Below are 14848 nucleotides of genomic sequence, written 5' to 3' on the forward strand. Positions count from 1 at the left end.
CGATAGAGGTAGGAACCTTTTTGTTTAATCAAATTTTAATTTTTTTAATGCTTCTGCGAACGGGTTGTTTAATGGTTCTTCTTCTTTGTTCTGTTGTTTCATATATTTTTGAACGTCGCGCTTATCAGCTTTGTTTCCAGATTCTTTTTTACGTCTTTCTTGGAATGTTGATAATTTCTCGCGATAGCCACATTTACATGCAAAGATTTGTCCTGCACCCTCACCACGTAATTCTAGTTTCTTCTTACATTGCGGACAGCGAGCGTTTGTTGTACGAGATACATTTTTACGATGACCACATTCACGATCTTGGCATACGAGCATTTTTCCCTTTTTGCCGTTTACTTCTAGCATTGGTTTACCGCAATCTGGACAAGACTTCGTTGAAATGTTGTCATGTTTATATTTTTTATCGCTTGATTTAATTTCAGAAACGATTTCTTTCGTATAGTTCTTCATTTCAGAAATGAATACTTCTTTTTTCAATTTACCTTTTGCGATAGCCTCAAGTTTTTGTTCCCATTCACCAGTTAGTGTAGGAGATTTTAATTCTTCTGGTACTAAATCAAGTAACTGGCGACCTTTTGAAGTAATGTGAATATCTTTACCGCGTTTTTCAATTAAGAATGAATTGAATAGCTTGTCGATAATGTCTGCACGTGTCGCTACAGTACCTAATCCACCAGTCGATTTTAACGTATCAGCAAGTTGTTTATTTTGCGTATCCATATATTTTGTAGGATTCTCCATTGCTGAAAGTAAAGTCGCTTCGTTAAATCGTGCAGGTGCTTTTGTTTGACCTGATGTTTGCATAATTAACTTTACAGCTAATGTATCGCCTTTCTCAATGTGAGGTAGAAGTTGCTCTTTTACGTCATCAGTTACATCATCATCTTCAAAGCGATTTTCATATACTTCTTTCCAACCGGCATGTAGAATTGTTTTTCCGCGCGCAATGAACGTTTCATTGCCAACCTTTGTGCGTAACGTTAGTTGCTCATATTCGAATGCCGGGAATAACACAGCTAAGAAACGTTTTACAACTAAATCATAAATTTTGCGTTCTTTATCTGTGAATGCTGAGAAGTTAACGTATCCTTCTGTTGGAATAATCGCATGATGATCGCTTACTTTACTATCATCAACAAATGATTTGTTAGGTTTGATAGGCTTTTGTAATACTTTATGTGCGAAGGGACGGTATTCTCCAACACCACATGCTTTTAGACGTTCTGGAAGTGTTCCAACGATATCAGATGAAATGTAGCGTGAATCTGTACGAGGGTACGTTAGTACTTTATGCTGTTCATACAATTTTTGCATAATATTTAATGTTTCTTTAGCAGAGTAACCGAACTTTTTATTCGCATCACGTTGCAATTCAGTTAAATCGTAAAGACCAGGAGAGAATGACTTCTTCTGTTTCTTATCAATTTCCACAACAGTAGCATTTTGTTTATCTAAACGTTTTACAATACCATCGATTTTTTCTTTATTAAAACTACGGCTATTGCCATTTGCATCTTGCCAAGTAAGTTTGAGCTTCTCCATTGTTTGAGCTTCGATGCCGTAGTAAGTTTGTGCTTTGAAGTTCTTTATTTCATCCTCACGACTAGCAATCATAGCAACAGTAGGGGTTTGTACACGGCCGCAATTTAACTGGGCATTAAAGCGAGTCGTTAAAGCACGAGTTGCATTAAGACCGATATACCAGTCAGCTTCTGAACGTGCAACTGCTGAAGCGTATAAATTGTCATAGGCTTTACCTGGTTTTAAATTTGCAAAACCATCTTTAATTGCTTTATCGGTTACAGATGAAATCCATAGACGTTTGATCGGTTTATTAATGCGAACCTTATTAATAATCCAGCGAGCGACCAATTCTCCTTCACGTCCAGCATCTGTCGCTACAATAATTTCATTTACATCCTTTCTAAGTAGCTGGCTTTTCACAGCATTGAATTGTTTCCCAGTTTGTTTAATAACCGTTAATTTCAAACGCTCCGGTAGCATCGGTAAATCTTCTAAATTCCACTTTTTATATTTCACATCATAGCTTTCTGGGTCTGCTAATGTAACGAGATGGCCTAAAGCCCAAGTTACAATATATTTACTACCCTCAAGATAGCCGTTTCCTTTTTTATCACACTTCAGTACACGAGCAATATCTCGTGCAACGGAAGGTTTTTCAGCGATTACAACGCTTTTTGACATATTAAAAACATCCTTTCAAATTTCCATAAGTTAAATATAGCATACATCTTCTTGAGATTCAGTTTCGCTCCATATTTCAGCTGTTTTTAATGGAGTTAACAAAATCCCAACTGATTAAAGTTTCACTTTATCAGTTGCCTCTATATCAAATAGAAAAGTAAAGAACTTGTTATTTTACTAGAATAAGAGTAGACTTTGAAGTAGATGAATAAGAAACACATGGGAGTTTGTGGATACAAACTGAGAGTATGGCTACTAGTCCGTCATTGACCATTTGAACCTGTTGGATAATGCCAGCGTAGGGAGAGTGTAAAAGCACATATTCAGGCACTTTGCGTACGCGCAAAGTGTCTTTTTGTGTATCTCCCATCATTATAGTTAGGAGATGAAAAGGATGAATATGAAAGAAATTAGTAAAGTAGTGGATTTGGTGAGAGAATCTAATCCGCTTGTTCATAATATTACAAATGTTGTTGTAACAAATTTTACTGCTAACGGTTTGTTGGCACTTGGGGCATCGCCTGTAATGGCGTATGCGAAAGAAGAAGTAGCAGAAATGGCTAGCATTGCTGGAGCGTTAGTATTAAATATGGGGACACTTCGTCCTGAAGAAGTAGAAGCGATGTTACTCGCGGGTAAATCAGCAAATGCGAACAATGTGCCAGTACTATTTGATCCAGTTGGTGCAGGAGCAACTTCGTATCGAACAGAAGTTGCGAGACATATTCCGGCTGAAATTGAGTTAGCAATTATCCGCGGAAATGCAGCTGAAATAGCAAATGTTATTAATGAGAAATGGGAAATTAAAGGGGTAGACGCTGGTACTGGAAATGGAAATGTTGTAAGTATTGCAAGGCAGGCAGCAGATGAACTAAATACAGTTGCGGTCATTACTGGAAAAGAAGATGTTGTTACAGATGGAGAGAGAACTATTGTTATTCGAAATGGTCACCCTATTTTAACGAAAGTTACGGGAACAGGTTGTTTACTAACTTCTGTAATAGGAGCATTTGTAGCAGTGGAAAAAGATTATGTAAAAGCAGCAGTAGCAGCATTAACGTTTTATGGTGTAGCTTCGGAACTGGCAGCTGCTAAGACCGTGGAAAAGGGACCTGGTAGTTTCCAAATTGAATTTTTAAATCAGTTAGCGAATACTACTTCTGGTGATATTGAGAAGTATGGAAAGATTGAGGAGTTAGAGTAAGAGGGAGTGAAAGAAATGGCACGCATTGAAATAGATAAAATGTCTAAGCTATTGCAAGTGTATTTTATTATGGGAAGTAATAACTGCACGAGGGATCCTTTAGCTGTATTGAAAGAAGCGTTAGATGGTGGAGTGACAATTTTTCAGTTTCGCGAGAAGGGGGAAGGTTCTTTAATCGGAGAAGATAGAGTGCGCTTTGCAAAAGAATTGCAGACGCTTTGTAAGGAATATAGTGTTCCTTTCATTGTAAATGATGATGTAGAATTAGCCATTGAATTAGATGCAGATGGTGTTCATGTAGGACAAGATGATGAAGGAATTACATCTGTTCGTGAAAAAATGGGAGATAAAATTATCGGCGTATCTGCTCATACAATTGAAGAAGCACGCTTTGCAATCGAAAATGGAGCAGATTATTTAGGCGTTGGACCTATTTTCCCAACGAGTACGAAAAAAGATACGAAAGCGGTTCAAGGAACGAAAGGATTAGCCTATTTTAGAGAACAAGGAATTACAGTGCCAATCGTTGGTATTGGTGGGATTACAATTGAAAATACAGCGGCAGTTATAGAAGCGGGTGCGGACGGTGTTTCAGTTATTTCAGCAATTAGTTTAGCTGAATCTGCGTATGAAAGTACGAGAAAATTAGCTGAAGAAGTAAAGAGAAGTTTGTAGGGAAGGACGTGTAGTATTTTAAGTGCTACATGGAGAAATAGACTGCCCCAAAATTTAAACAAACATTTGATTAAAAAAGCACAAACCTTTTTAAATAAAGGTTTGTGCTTTTTCTTTAAAACATAATTGAAATTAAGAGCATTCCAATTCCGATAGAAGTAAATGTTGCAATTAGGCCAGGAATCATAAAACTATGATTTAATACGTATTTACCGATACCTGTTGTACCAGTACGGTCAAAGTTAATAGCAGCAACGATTGTTCCATAGTTTGGAATGAAGAAATATCCATTTACTGCAGGGAACATAGCAATCAGTAGCGCTGGTGGAATGCCAAGAGATAGTCCAAGTGGCATTAAGGCACGAACAGTTGCTGCTTGGCTGTACAGTAAAATAGATAGAATGAATAGTGCGATGGCAAATAGCCAAGGTGCACTTGTTACTAAATGCTGAATGGATCCTTGAATCATATTTAAGTTTCCATTAAAGAAAGTATCTCCCATCCAAGCGATACCGAAAATAGCAACAACTGCTGTTGCCCCCGCTTTAAAGACGTTACCAGACACAATGCTTTCTACATTTGGTTTACAGAAAATAATAATAAGAGCCGCGATAGTTAACATAACCATCTCAATTGTATTCGGCATGGAAAGACGAGCTAACTTCCCATCAACTATCCATCCTGGACGAAGTGCTTCAAATGAACCAAGAAGTACAACAAGGAAGGTTCCTACAAGGAAAAGGATAACTGATAATTTTGCGCCCTTTACACCTACAAATTCTTTTTTCTCTTCAAGCTTAGGAATCATTCCTTCTTTTAATCGTTTTAAGTATTCAGGGTCTTCATTTAATTCTTTTCCCATCTTACTAGCAACAAATGCTGCTAACATACAAGCAATGAAAGTAGAAGGAATACTCACTTTTAAAATATCTAATAAAGTGATTTTATAGTCAGCTAACATTGCTAAAAGAGCAACTGTGGCAGCTGAAATTGGACTAGCTGTAATTGCTTGCTGAGAAGCGATTACGGCAATCGACATTGGGCGTTCCGGTCTAATCCCTGATTCACGAGAGACTTCTGCAATAACAGGAAGTACAGAATAGGCAACGTGACCAGTACCTGCACATAGTGTGAATAAATAAGTAACAATTGGAGCAAAAAAAGTAATACGCTTTGGATTTTTTCGCAATGCTTTTTCAGCTAGATGAACAAGATAGTCCATTCCTCCAGCAGCTTGCAAAGCACCAGCAGCTGTAATTACTGCCAAAATCATAAGCATTACATCGATAGGAGGCGCGGTTGGTTGTAGGTGGAAGACAAAAACGAGTATTGCCATACCAACTCCACCCATTACTCCTAAACCAACTCCGCCTAGGCGTGCACCAATAAAAATACAGAGTAACAAGGTAAGAAATTGTAGCCAAAACATGATAAACTACCTCCGAAATTCATTAGTTAAGATATATTCGAATAGTTTAATTTGAATGAAAATCAAATAAATACCCGAAGAAATCCTTGTTATTTATACATTTTTTATTATATAACACAAAAAAAGTAACATTCACGTACTTTTTGAAATTATTTTGAAAAAGCAATGCATTAAAAATTTGTATTTATATCTCTAAATAAGTAGACATTTTGATTTATATGTTGTAATCTTTGAAAGAGAATAAATTAATTCTCATAGAACTCCCATATCGTTCAACTCGTTCAGCGAGAAAGGCAAACTGATGGAAACATGAGGACGCAAAACTACAGGAGCTAAGGTCGAAAGGCTACGCTAGCCAGTTACCGGACGGATAGGGTTGGTCTTGGCCAATGCTTTTACATTGGCTTTTTTTTATTCTCGAACATATTGAGAAACATTTTCAAACAAAATATCCATATATTTTGTTTTTTTGTTTGTGTTGATTAAGGAAGGTGGATATTAATGAAAAAATATTGGCATAAGTTATCGTTCCTTCAAAAGAACGTCTTATTAACCGTATTAGTTATTTTGACACTTGTTGGAAGTATGGGTGCATTAAGTTTCAATATGTTTCAAAATAGTATGATGTCTTTATTTGAAGGGCAGTCTATTGAAACAGGAGAAATAGTATTGAAAAAACTGGATGTAGAATTAGTTAGAGACATGGCGAAAGATCCTACAGCCGAAAAAGTGAAAAAAGAAAAGTTAACAGAGAAATTAGATGAAGTGTCAAAAGAATTGAAAAGCGTTGGACAAACGTATGTTACAGGAGCAAAGCCGAATGAAAAGCGAGAATTACAACTCGTTGGTTTGACTACAGAGTTAACAAATGCGTTTCCTATAAAGCCGGGAGATTATTATGAACAACCCGCTCATTGGATGAAGGCATACGATAAAGTGATTGATACGAAAAAGGCTCAAATGACAGAAGTATATGAAGATGAAATAGGTTCGTGGGTGACAATATTAGAACCAATTACAGATGGAGAAAACAATATTGTTGCAATTATTGCGGCTGACTTAGATGCTTCCATTGTTCCTATTACAAAAGAGAAGTTTATGATACAGGGCTTACTCTTTATCATTATTTCATTAGCAATTGCGACTATTACTCAATTCTTTATCGTGCGTCACTCGTTAGCTCCATTAAAAGATTTACGAGAAGGGTTACGTAAAATTGGTGAAGGTGACTTAAGTATTAAATTAAAAGAAAGACCAGATGATATTGGAATTATTAATGTTTATTTCAATAACACGATTGAAAAATTTAAAGGGATTATAGATAAAGTAAGGCAAACTGCTGAGCAAGTTTCTTCTTCTTCACAAGAATTGTCGGCGAGTACAGAGGAAAATAGCATGGCAGTTCAAGAGATTGCAAGTTCTATTGAAGGTTTAAGAGTAGGGGCACAGTCTCAAAAAACTTCAGTACAACAATGTTTAGGAATTGTACATGGAATGGAAGATAAGGTAGAAGAAATAACTGGGGCTGCAAAACAAGTTGCGGTTGCTTCTGAAGGTATGGAACAACATTCAATTGAAGGTAATGAAGTGATTGGACAAATTATTAATCAAATGAGTTTAATCCAAAATGCAGTACAAGATTTATCTTCCATCATTTATTCGTTAGAAACAAGGTCAAAAGAAATTAGTGATATCGTAACTGTAATTACAGGTATTTCAAATCAAACAAATTTATTAGCTTTAAATGCTTCTATTGAGGCTTCACGTGCTGGAGCAGCTGGAAGAGGGTTTGCAGTTGTTGCTGATGAAGTACGAAAATTAGCAGAACAAACGGAAGCGTCTGCTAAAGATATAGCGAAATTAATTGGTGAAACACAAGCTGAGACAGAAGATGCTGTAGTTTCCATGCAAAAAGGTTCAAGAGAAGTAGAAACTGGAATTTCGCTTGTTCAAAGTAGCGGTGATTTCTTTGAAAAAATCTCAAAATCAGCGCAATCTGTTACAGATCAAGTAAAAGCTGTTTCTGGTAATTCGAGTGATATTTTACAAAATAGCCAGAATATCGTTCAAGTCGTAAATGAATTATCACATATTGCAAATACTTATGCCAACAGCAGTAGTAATGTTGAAGAAAGCATGAAAGAGCAAGAAATATCAGTACAAGATATTGCAGAATTAGCGACTTCTTTAAGTTGGCTTTCTCAGGAATTACAAGAGCTTATTGGTGAGTTTAAAAGCGAATAAGGAGAAAGTTCAATTCTAATCAAGGGGGTATCTCCGCTACTGATTATGAATTGAACGAATCTGCCCTTTAATAAGGGATGAAAAAGGTGTGAATTTTCACACCTTTATTATATTTAAGAGAGGAATTTACATAAATATGAAATTAGCAATTTCTTATAATGAGATGGTAAAAGAATTTTTAGGAAAAGTAGAAGGAAGTATTAAAATACCTAAAGATGTGCAAGGAACAGAACTTAGGATAAAAAGGAAAACGGAACTGTTTTCAAATTTGACTCACATTGTAGATTTAATAGGAGCGACTGCAACGTGGTTATATCATATTTCTAAAGAAAAACATATTGTCGTGCTTTATCATGTAAGAGGAAGTTTATTTCCGATTACTATTGAAGTTTCTAATTTTCTCTCCTATGAAAGTTTAAATTTACAAATTGAAGAGCAACTGGAGCAAATTAAAGAAATGAATGAGGAAGAAATAGAAGAGTTTCAAAACGGTAATACGTTATATGAAATGTCACCTATTATTATTGGTGAAACATATTATGAGCTACAAGACACGAATACATTACAATTTGTATTTAGTAAAAATATGCAAAGTGTAGAAATAATATTTAATAGTGTTAATTGGAAAGAGACAACGATTACTCGTTATGCACAACAAATACAAGGTGTTTTAATTAATAAATCACAAAATAAGAATAATCATATAAATGATTTTAATATTATTACAGAGGCCGAGATGGCACTTTATAGTCAAGTGAATGATACGACAGCAGTATATCCTGAGAAAAGTATCGTCGATATGTTCTATAATACTGTTACTCAATTTCCAAATCGTATAGCTTTATCTTCAAGGGAAGGTACTTTAACTTATGAGGAGCTAAATAAAAAAAGTAATCAAATAGCTCGTATGTTAATTAAAAACGGCGTCCAGTTAGGAGACTATGTTGGAATATTTATGAAACGTAGCATAGACACAGTAGTAAGTATGGTAGCTATATTAAAAGCTGGTGCAGCGTATGTTCCGATTGATCCAGATTATCCGGAAAGTAGAATACAGTACATTATTCAAGATAGCCAAGCGAAAGTTATATTGATGAAAGAGACGCCTATAACATGTGATGGGGTTCAAACAGTTTCAATGTATGATAGTGAAACTTATGAAGATACAGATGTAAAGTTGTCTATTCATTGTGATGATGTAGCTTATATGATTTATACATCTGGTTCAACAGGGAATCCAAAGGGAACAATGTTAGCACATAGAGGCGTTGTCAATCTGTATACTTGGATGAAAAAGCAATATGAATTGACAGAAGAGGATGTATTTGCCCAATTTCCTTCCTTTAGTTTCGATGCTTCTGTATGGGAGTCATTTGCTTCTTTATTCTGTGGAGGAAACTTATATGTACTATTAGAGGAAGAGCGATTGTCTGTAGAAGCATTTGCAAATGCAATCTATAAAGTGAAAGCAACTTCAATCTTGGCATTAGCAACAATTTTTGTTCGACAAGTAGCAACTTATTTAGCAGAAGAAGATATATATAAGCTAGCTTCCCTAAAAAGAATTGCGATTGGCGGTGAAATGTTGCCTGTAGAGGTTATTAAATTGTGGAGAGAAAGAATAGGTACAAATGTTGAAATTCATAATGTATACGGACCGACAGAATGTACTGTAGTGACGACAACCTATAAAATACCTAGTCAGTTAAATGAGGATGTTGCGAGTATTCCCATTGGTAAACCATGTGCTAATTATCAAGTTATGATTTTGGATGAGAATATGAATCTTTGTCCAATTGGTGTACCTGGTGAATTATATATAGATTCAGTGGGATTAGCAAAAGGGTATTTTAATAAGCCTAATAAAACAATTGAAGCTTTTATTCCGAACCCTTTTAATCCTATAGTTAATATATACAAAACAGGTGATATCGTTAAGCTGCTAGAGGATGGAAATATAGAGTTTTTACATCGGAAAGATGATCAAGTAAAAATTAGAGGACATCGTATTGAACTAGGCGAAATCCAAAGTAAAATTTCTCAAAATCATAATATAAAAGAAAATGCTGTTTTTGCTAAGAAGAGTAAGGAAGGTAGCCAATATTTAATCGCGTTCTATACAACTTTAAATAAAAAAGAAATACCAGAATTAGTTTATCAGTTACAAGAGCAATTACCAGATTATATGGTGCCATCTAAACTAATTTATATTAATGAATTACCACTTACACCTAATAAAAAGATTGATGTTAAGAAGTTAGCTCAGTTAGAAGAAAAGTATGAACCGGGTCGGCTACAAGAATATGTTGCACCTTCTAATAAAGCAGAAAAACAAATAGCGAACGCCTGGGCGGAAGTATTAGGAATTTCAAAAGTTGGAGTGCATGATGATTTCTTTACAATTGGTGGACATTCATTAAAAGTATTACGAGTCTTAACATTGTTAAAAGAAGATTTCTCACATTTAACAATTCAAGATTTCTTTAAAGAAAGAACGATATATGGATTAGCTCGAATTGAGCGAGAAGTAAAAGTAGAGAAAGAAGAAGTATTTCGTGAATATAAAGTGATTCACGAACCAGATACTATCACGTATGCAAACGTTTTGGAAGAAAACCAGATTTCAAATGTCTTTTTAACAGGAGCTACTGGTTATTTAGGATCACACATATTATATGAATTGTTGAGAGATACATCTGCTACTATTTATTGTTTAGTAAGACCAACTAAAGATGTGCAGCAAAGAATTATAGATACATTAACAGGCTACTTTAATGATATATGTGAAGAATGGTTACAGCGTATACAGGCCGTAGCTGGTGATCTTGGAGAAGAGTATCTTGGGATGAGCGAAGAAGAATTTATGTTCATCAGTTCTAAGATGGATACGATAATTCATTGCGGTGCAGATGTAAGACATTTTGGAGATGTAAAACAATTTGAAAATATAAATGTCCAAGGAACTAGCCGTATGCTAACATTAGCGGAGAAAGGTGCTACATTCCATTTTATTTCTACAATTGGTATCCCGTTAGAATTAGCGGTAGATCAATGGGATACATACATGAAAACTGGTGATTTTAATTACAGTGTAGACTTAGAGAATGTATATTCAAATAGTAAACTACAAGCGGAAAACATTGTTCGTGAAGCAATGAAAAATGGTTTGCGTGGAAATATTTATCGTGCAGGTAATTTAGCATGTCATTCAGAAACAGGTTCGTTCCAACAAAATATTGAAGGAAACGCATTTTATCGTCTTATTAAAACAATGCTATTAATTGGGAAAGCACCAAATGTGAAGTGGAAAGTTGATTTCACACCAATTGATTTTGCTAGTAAATCAATTGTATCGTATTTGCAAGATGCGCAAATTATAGGAGAGACGTTACATATTTGTCATCCACATCAAATTGAGTTTGAACAATTTATACAGCTAATTGGAGAGTGTGGATACAATCTTGAAATGGTTCCACTTTCAGAATATGTAAATACCGGACTTGCATTAGCGAAGGGAAATGAAGTAATAGCAGAGTTAATTGCTTCTCAAGTTGCAGGAGATGGAGCGCAGCAATCTGAAATTGTAATGGGTACGCGTAGAACGAATAAATGGATTAAGAAAAAAGAATTGATAGTACCAGCAATTAATAAAGAATTTATTCAGCAGTTATTAGCTCATGGTGAAAAAGTTGGTTATTTTCCAAAAATAATGAAATGATTATGCATGCTTTTGTTTGTTCAATAAAATAAATCATGCTACAATGAAAACGAATTAAGGACCGGGGAGCCAATTGGCTGAGAGGATGTAAGTAAACATCGACCCTCAACCTGATCTGGATAATGCCAGCGTAGGGAGTTACTTAAAGTGATGTAGCATATGTTATTCTGTAATAACTTGCATACAAGGCTTTCCTACGCAGTAGGAAAGCCTTTTCTTATTTTTGAAATTTATTTTTATAAGGGGGATTTTATTATGTCACAACAAGTTACAATGTCATTTTCAGTAGTACCACAAGCAAAAACGAAAGATGTATATTCTGTTGTCGATAAAGCAATTGAAGTTGTGCAACAATCGGGAGTTCGTTATGAAGTAGGGGCAATGGAAACAACTTTGGAAGGAGAATTAGATGTACTTCTTGATGTCGTTAAACGTGCGCAACAAGCTTGCGTCGATGCTGGAGCAGAAGAAGTGATTACTTCTATTAAAATCCATTATCGTCCAAGCACTGGTGTAACGATAGATGAAAAGGTTTGGAAGTACCGTGATGAATATGCAAAACCAGAAGCAATCTAAACTTATTACAACTATTTGGCTTATCCTTCTCATTGCGATATGGGAAGGATCTGTTTCATTATTTAAAATCGAACCGTGGATTTTACCAAAGCCTTCTGCCATTGTTCAAGAATTAATTGGGATGAAAGATTTACTATTACCAAATACGATGCAAACACTGCAGGAAGTTATAATTGGACTATTTTTTGCAATTTTATTGGGGACGAGCATCGCAATTATTATGGACGTTATACCGTTATTTCGTATTTTAATAAATCCATTGCTTGTTATTTCGCAAACAATTCCAATTGTTGTACTTGCACCGCTATTTATTATTTGGTTTGGATATGGGATGTTGCCGAAAGTAATGGTCGTAATACTCGTTTGTTTCTTCCCAATTGCGCTTAGTATTTTAGAAGGTTTTCAAACAGTAGATAAAAACATGCTGAAACTGTTACAAACAATGAAGGCGACAAAATGGCAAGTTTACCAGAAAGTAAAATTTCCAGCAGTACTTCCATACTTTTTCTCAGGTTTAAAAATTGCAGTTACATATAGCGTAATGGGGGCAATTATCGGAGAATGGCTCGGTGCAAGTGAAGGATTAGGCGTTATGCTTACGAGGGCTACAAAATCCTTTTTGACTGCCCGAGTATTTGGGGTTGCAGCAATCATCGTTATGGTGACATTATGCCTGTATTTTATCGTAGAGTTTATGGCAAGAATAACAGCACCATGGATATATAGAAAGGACGGCAGAAAATGAAAAAAGGTTTGAAAGTTATGTTAGCTGCCTTAGTAGCGGTAGGTGTGGCTGGATGTAATCCGGCGAAGAAAGAAGAAAGTGCAAGTAAAGATCAAAAAGTAAAAGTAGTATTAGATTGGTTTCCAAATACGAATCATACTGGCTTGTATGTAGCGCAAACGAAAGATTATTACAAAAAGCAAGGATTAGATGTAGAAATTATTCAACCAGGTGACAATGTAACAGCAGAGCAAATGATAGCATCAGGAAAAGCAGACTTCGCAATAAGCGCACAAGAAAATGTAACGTTAGCTCGTGTAGAAGGAATTCCTGTTGTATCTGTAGGAGCGATTATTCAGCATAACACTTCAGCGTTTGCATCGCTTAAGAAAGATAATATGACGTCACCGAAAGATTTTGAAGGTAAACGTTACGGCGGCTGGGGAGGACCAGCGGAAGAAGCGACATTAAAGACGATTATGGATAAACATCAAGCTGATTTTAATAAAGTTGAAAAAATCATCTTAGGACAAACAGATTTCTTTAAATCAATTGGCCGTGATGCAGATTTTGAATGGATTTATTACGGTTGGGATGGGATTGAAGCGAAGCGTCAAGGAAAAGAGTTAAATACGATTATGGTGAAGGACTTAGATCCAGCGCTTGATTTCTATAGTCCTGTTATTATTACGAGTGAAAAACATACGAAGCAAGATAAAGACTTTGTGAAAAAGTTTATGAGTGCAACGACAGAAGGTTATAATTTTGCAATTAAGGAACCGAAAGAAGCTGCTGATATTTTAATTAAAGCTGTTCCAGATGTAAATAAAGATTTAGTTCAAGAAAGCCAAAAATGGTTAAGTACGAAGTATCAAGATGATGCTAAAGCATGGGGAGTACAGAAGGAAGAAATTTGGACGAATTACATGAATTTCTTATATGACAACAAAGTTATTAAAAAGAAAATCGATGTAAAAGATGCTTTTACAAATGAATTCCTTCCAAGTGAAAAATGAGCGGATTACAAATAAAAAATATAGTGAAATCTTTCGACGGAAAGAATGTATTAGAGAATATTAGTGCCTCTATACAAGAGGGAGAGTTTGTTTCCTTTGTAGGACCGAGTGGTTGCGGGAAAAGCACATTATTAAACATGATTGCAAATGTTGAAAAACCAACAAGCGGGAACGTAACGTATAACGATAAGCAAGTACAAGAGCAAGATGTTGTTAGTTATATGCCACAACAAGATTTATTACTACCGTGGCGATCAGCTTTGCAAAATATCGTTCTTCCGTTAGAAATTGAAGGAAAGCCGAAAAAACAAAGGCTGACAGAAGGAATGGAAGCATTAAAGCAGTTCGAACTAGATGAATATGCAGACCATTATCCAGATGAATTATCTGGTGGTATGCGTCAAAGAATTAGTTTTCTGCGCACATATTTATGTGAAAAGCCAATTATGCTGCTTGATGAGCCTTTTGGTAAATTAGATGCATTTACAAAAATGGAAGTACATAGCTGGCTTTTAAACTCTTGGCATCAAGAAAAGCAAACAATCGTTATGGTGACACATGACTTAGATGAGGCAATCTTGCTTTCAGATCGCGTATTTATTTTATCTCAAAGACCAGCGTCAATAGTTGGCGAGGTACAAGTGAAATTACCTAGGCCGAGAACGATGGATATGTTAACATCACTCGAATTAAAAAAGGATAAAGAAGAGATTTTAAGTGTGTTAGCTCCTTATATGAAAAAATAGAAAAAGCTGATGTTTTAATTTTAGACGAACCGACTAATCATTTGGATGTAGAAACTAAGATGGCTTTACAGGAAGCGTTACAACAATACAAAGGAACGGTTTTAATTGTCTCACATGAACCTTCTTTCTATGAATCGTGGATAACAAAAGTATGGAATATAGAAGATTGGAATGCTGAACAATATGAATAAAGAAAAGGCATTAGCTTTTATGAGCTAATGCCTTTTCTTTGTGATTAACATGATTTTCGAGAACTCTTACATGAGAATTGTATGAAGAAGCACTCTTATGGTGCGCTTATA

At 35.4% G+C, this 14848-nt stretch carries 10 protein-coding genes, 1 pseudogene and 3 riboswitches; of the genes and pseudogenes, 9 read left to right on the forward strand and 2 right to left on the reverse strand.

The window, feature by feature from the left end; genetic code table 11:
- Nucleotides 1–24: 24 nt before the first annotated feature.
- A complete protein-coding gene (topB, locus tag GBN91_RS22330; protein ID WP_152122369.1) occupies nt 25–2214 on the reverse strand; it encodes a DNA topoisomerase III in 2190 nt (729 codons plus the stop codon).
- A 209-nt stretch (nt 2215–2423) separates the two neighbouring features.
- A riboswitch (TPP riboswitch) is annotated at nt 2424–2536 on the forward strand.
- Between the two features lie 72 nt (nt 2537–2608).
- Between topB and thiM the strand changes: the two genes are divergently transcribed.
- Both thiM and thiE read left to right on the forward strand, forming a co-directional pair.
- A complete protein-coding gene (thiM, locus tag GBN91_RS22335) occupies nt 2609–3418 on the forward strand; it encodes a hydroxyethylthiazole kinase (protein WP_016121778.1) in 810 nt (269 codons plus the stop codon).
- Between the two features lie 15 nt (nt 3419–3433).
- Nucleotides 3434–4093, forward strand: a complete 660-nt coding sequence (gene thiE, locus GBN91_RS22340; RefSeq protein ID WP_000090960.1) for a thiamine phosphate synthase — start codon at nt 3434–3436, stop codon at nt 4091–4093.
- 115 nt (nt 4094–4208) lie between these two features.
- On the opposite strand, the gene GBN91_RS22345 is transcribed toward thiE, so the two are convergent.
- Nucleotides 4209–5522: an anaerobic C4-dicarboxylate transporter family protein gene (locus GBN91_RS22345; protein WP_000498704.1), complete on the reverse strand. Its 1314-nt coding sequence runs from the start codon at nt 5520–5522 to the stop codon at nt 4209–4211.
- A 282-nt stretch (nt 5523–5804) separates the two neighbouring features.
- Nucleotides 5805–5889, forward strand: a riboswitch (cyclic di-GMP riboswitch).
- A 134-nt stretch (nt 5890–6023) separates the two neighbouring features.
- On the opposite strand from GBN91_RS22345, the gene GBN91_RS22350 reads away from it, so the two are divergent.
- The 7 genes and pseudogenes from GBN91_RS22350 to GBN91_RS22380 form a co-directional block, all read left to right on the forward strand.
- Nucleotides 6024–7766 (forward strand): methyl-accepting chemotaxis protein, encoded by a 1743-nt coding sequence (locus GBN91_RS22350; protein ID WP_152122371.1) that lies wholly within the window; start codon nt 6024–6026, stop codon nt 7764–7766.
- A gap of 136 nt (nt 7767–7902) precedes the next feature.
- On the forward strand, nt 7903–11484 hold the full coding sequence (locus GBN91_RS22355) for a non-ribosomal peptide synthetase family protein (protein WP_152122373.1): 3582 nt from the start codon (nt 7903–7905) through the stop codon (nt 11482–11484).
- A gap of 52 nt (nt 11485–11536) precedes the next feature.
- Nucleotides 11537–11638: riboswitch (TPP riboswitch) on the forward strand.
- 101 nt (nt 11639–11739) lie between these two features.
- The gene (locus GBN91_RS22360; protein ID WP_000082906.1) at nt 11740–12060 is read left to right on the forward strand and encodes an MTH1187 family thiamine-binding protein; all 321 of its coding nucleotides are present in this window, start codon (nt 11740–11742) and stop codon (nt 12058–12060) included.
- Nucleotides 12032–12805 (forward strand): ABC transporter permease, encoded by a 774-nt coding sequence (locus GBN91_RS22365; protein ID WP_001057166.1) that lies wholly within the window; start codon nt 12032–12034, stop codon nt 12803–12805. The genes GBN91_RS22360 and GBN91_RS22365 overlap by 29 nt, the downstream gene beginning before the upstream one ends.
- Nucleotides 12802–13800, forward strand: a complete 999-nt coding sequence (locus GBN91_RS22370) for an ABC transporter substrate-binding protein (RefSeq protein WP_000715573.1) — start codon at nt 12802–12804, stop codon at nt 13798–13800. Before GBN91_RS22365 ends, GBN91_RS22370 begins: the two co-directional genes overlap by 4 nt.
- Nucleotides 13797–14546, forward strand: coding sequence for an ABC transporter ATP-binding protein (locus GBN91_RS22375; RefSeq protein ID WP_000016084.1), 750 nt, complete (start codon nt 13797–13799; stop codon nt 14544–14546). The genes GBN91_RS22370 and GBN91_RS22375 overlap by 4 nt, the downstream gene beginning before the upstream one ends.
- Nucleotides 14543–14737, forward strand: a pseudogene (locus GBN91_RS22380) (P-loop NTPase family protein); the annotation flags it as partial. The gene GBN91_RS22375 and the pseudogene GBN91_RS22380, both read left to right, overlap by 4 nt.
- Nucleotides 14738–14848: the final 111 nt, after the last annotated feature.

This window comes from Bacillus sp. B1-WWTP-T-0.5-Post-4 (genome assembly GCF_009183795.1).
GTDB classification, from domain to species: domain Bacteria; phylum Bacillota; class Bacilli; order Bacillales; family Bacillaceae_G; genus Bacillus_A; species Bacillus_A cereus.

Coding starts and splice junctions, on each gene's coding strand:
- GBN91_RS22375 (WP_000016084.1), top strand. CDS start 13,797: ATGAGCGGATTACAAATAAAAAATATAGTGAAATCTTTCGACGGAAAG.
- GBN91_RS22370 (WP_000715573.1), top strand. CDS start 12,802: ATGAAAAAAGGTTTGAAAGTTATGTTAGCTGCCTTAGTAGCGGTAGGT.
- GBN91_RS22345 (WP_000498704.1), bottom strand. CDS start 5,522: ATGTTTTGGCTACAATTTCTTACCTTGTTACTCTGTATTTTTATTGGT.
- GBN91_RS22355 (WP_152122373.1), top strand. CDS start 7,903: ATGAAATTAGCAATTTCTTATAATGAGATGGTAAAAGAATTTTTAGGA.
- thiE (WP_000090960.1), top strand. CDS start 3,434: ATGGCACGCATTGAAATAGATAAAATGTCTAAGCTATTGCAAGTGTAT.
- GBN91_RS22360 (WP_000082906.1), top strand. CDS start 11,740: ATGTCACAACAAGTTACAATGTCATTTTCAGTAGTACCACAAGCAAAA.
- thiM (WP_016121778.1), top strand. CDS start 2,609: ATGAATATGAAAGAAATTAGTAAAGTAGTGGATTTGGTGAGAGAATCT.
- GBN91_RS22350 (WP_152122371.1), top strand. CDS start 6,024: ATGAAAAAATATTGGCATAAGTTATCGTTCCTTCAAAAGAACGTCTTA.
- GBN91_RS22365 (WP_001057166.1), top strand. CDS start 12,032: ATGAATATGCAAAACCAGAAGCAATCTAAACTTATTACAACTATTTGG.
- topB (WP_152122369.1), bottom strand. CDS start 2,214: ATGTCAAAAAGCGTTGTAATCGCTGAAAAACCTTCCGTTGCACGAGAT.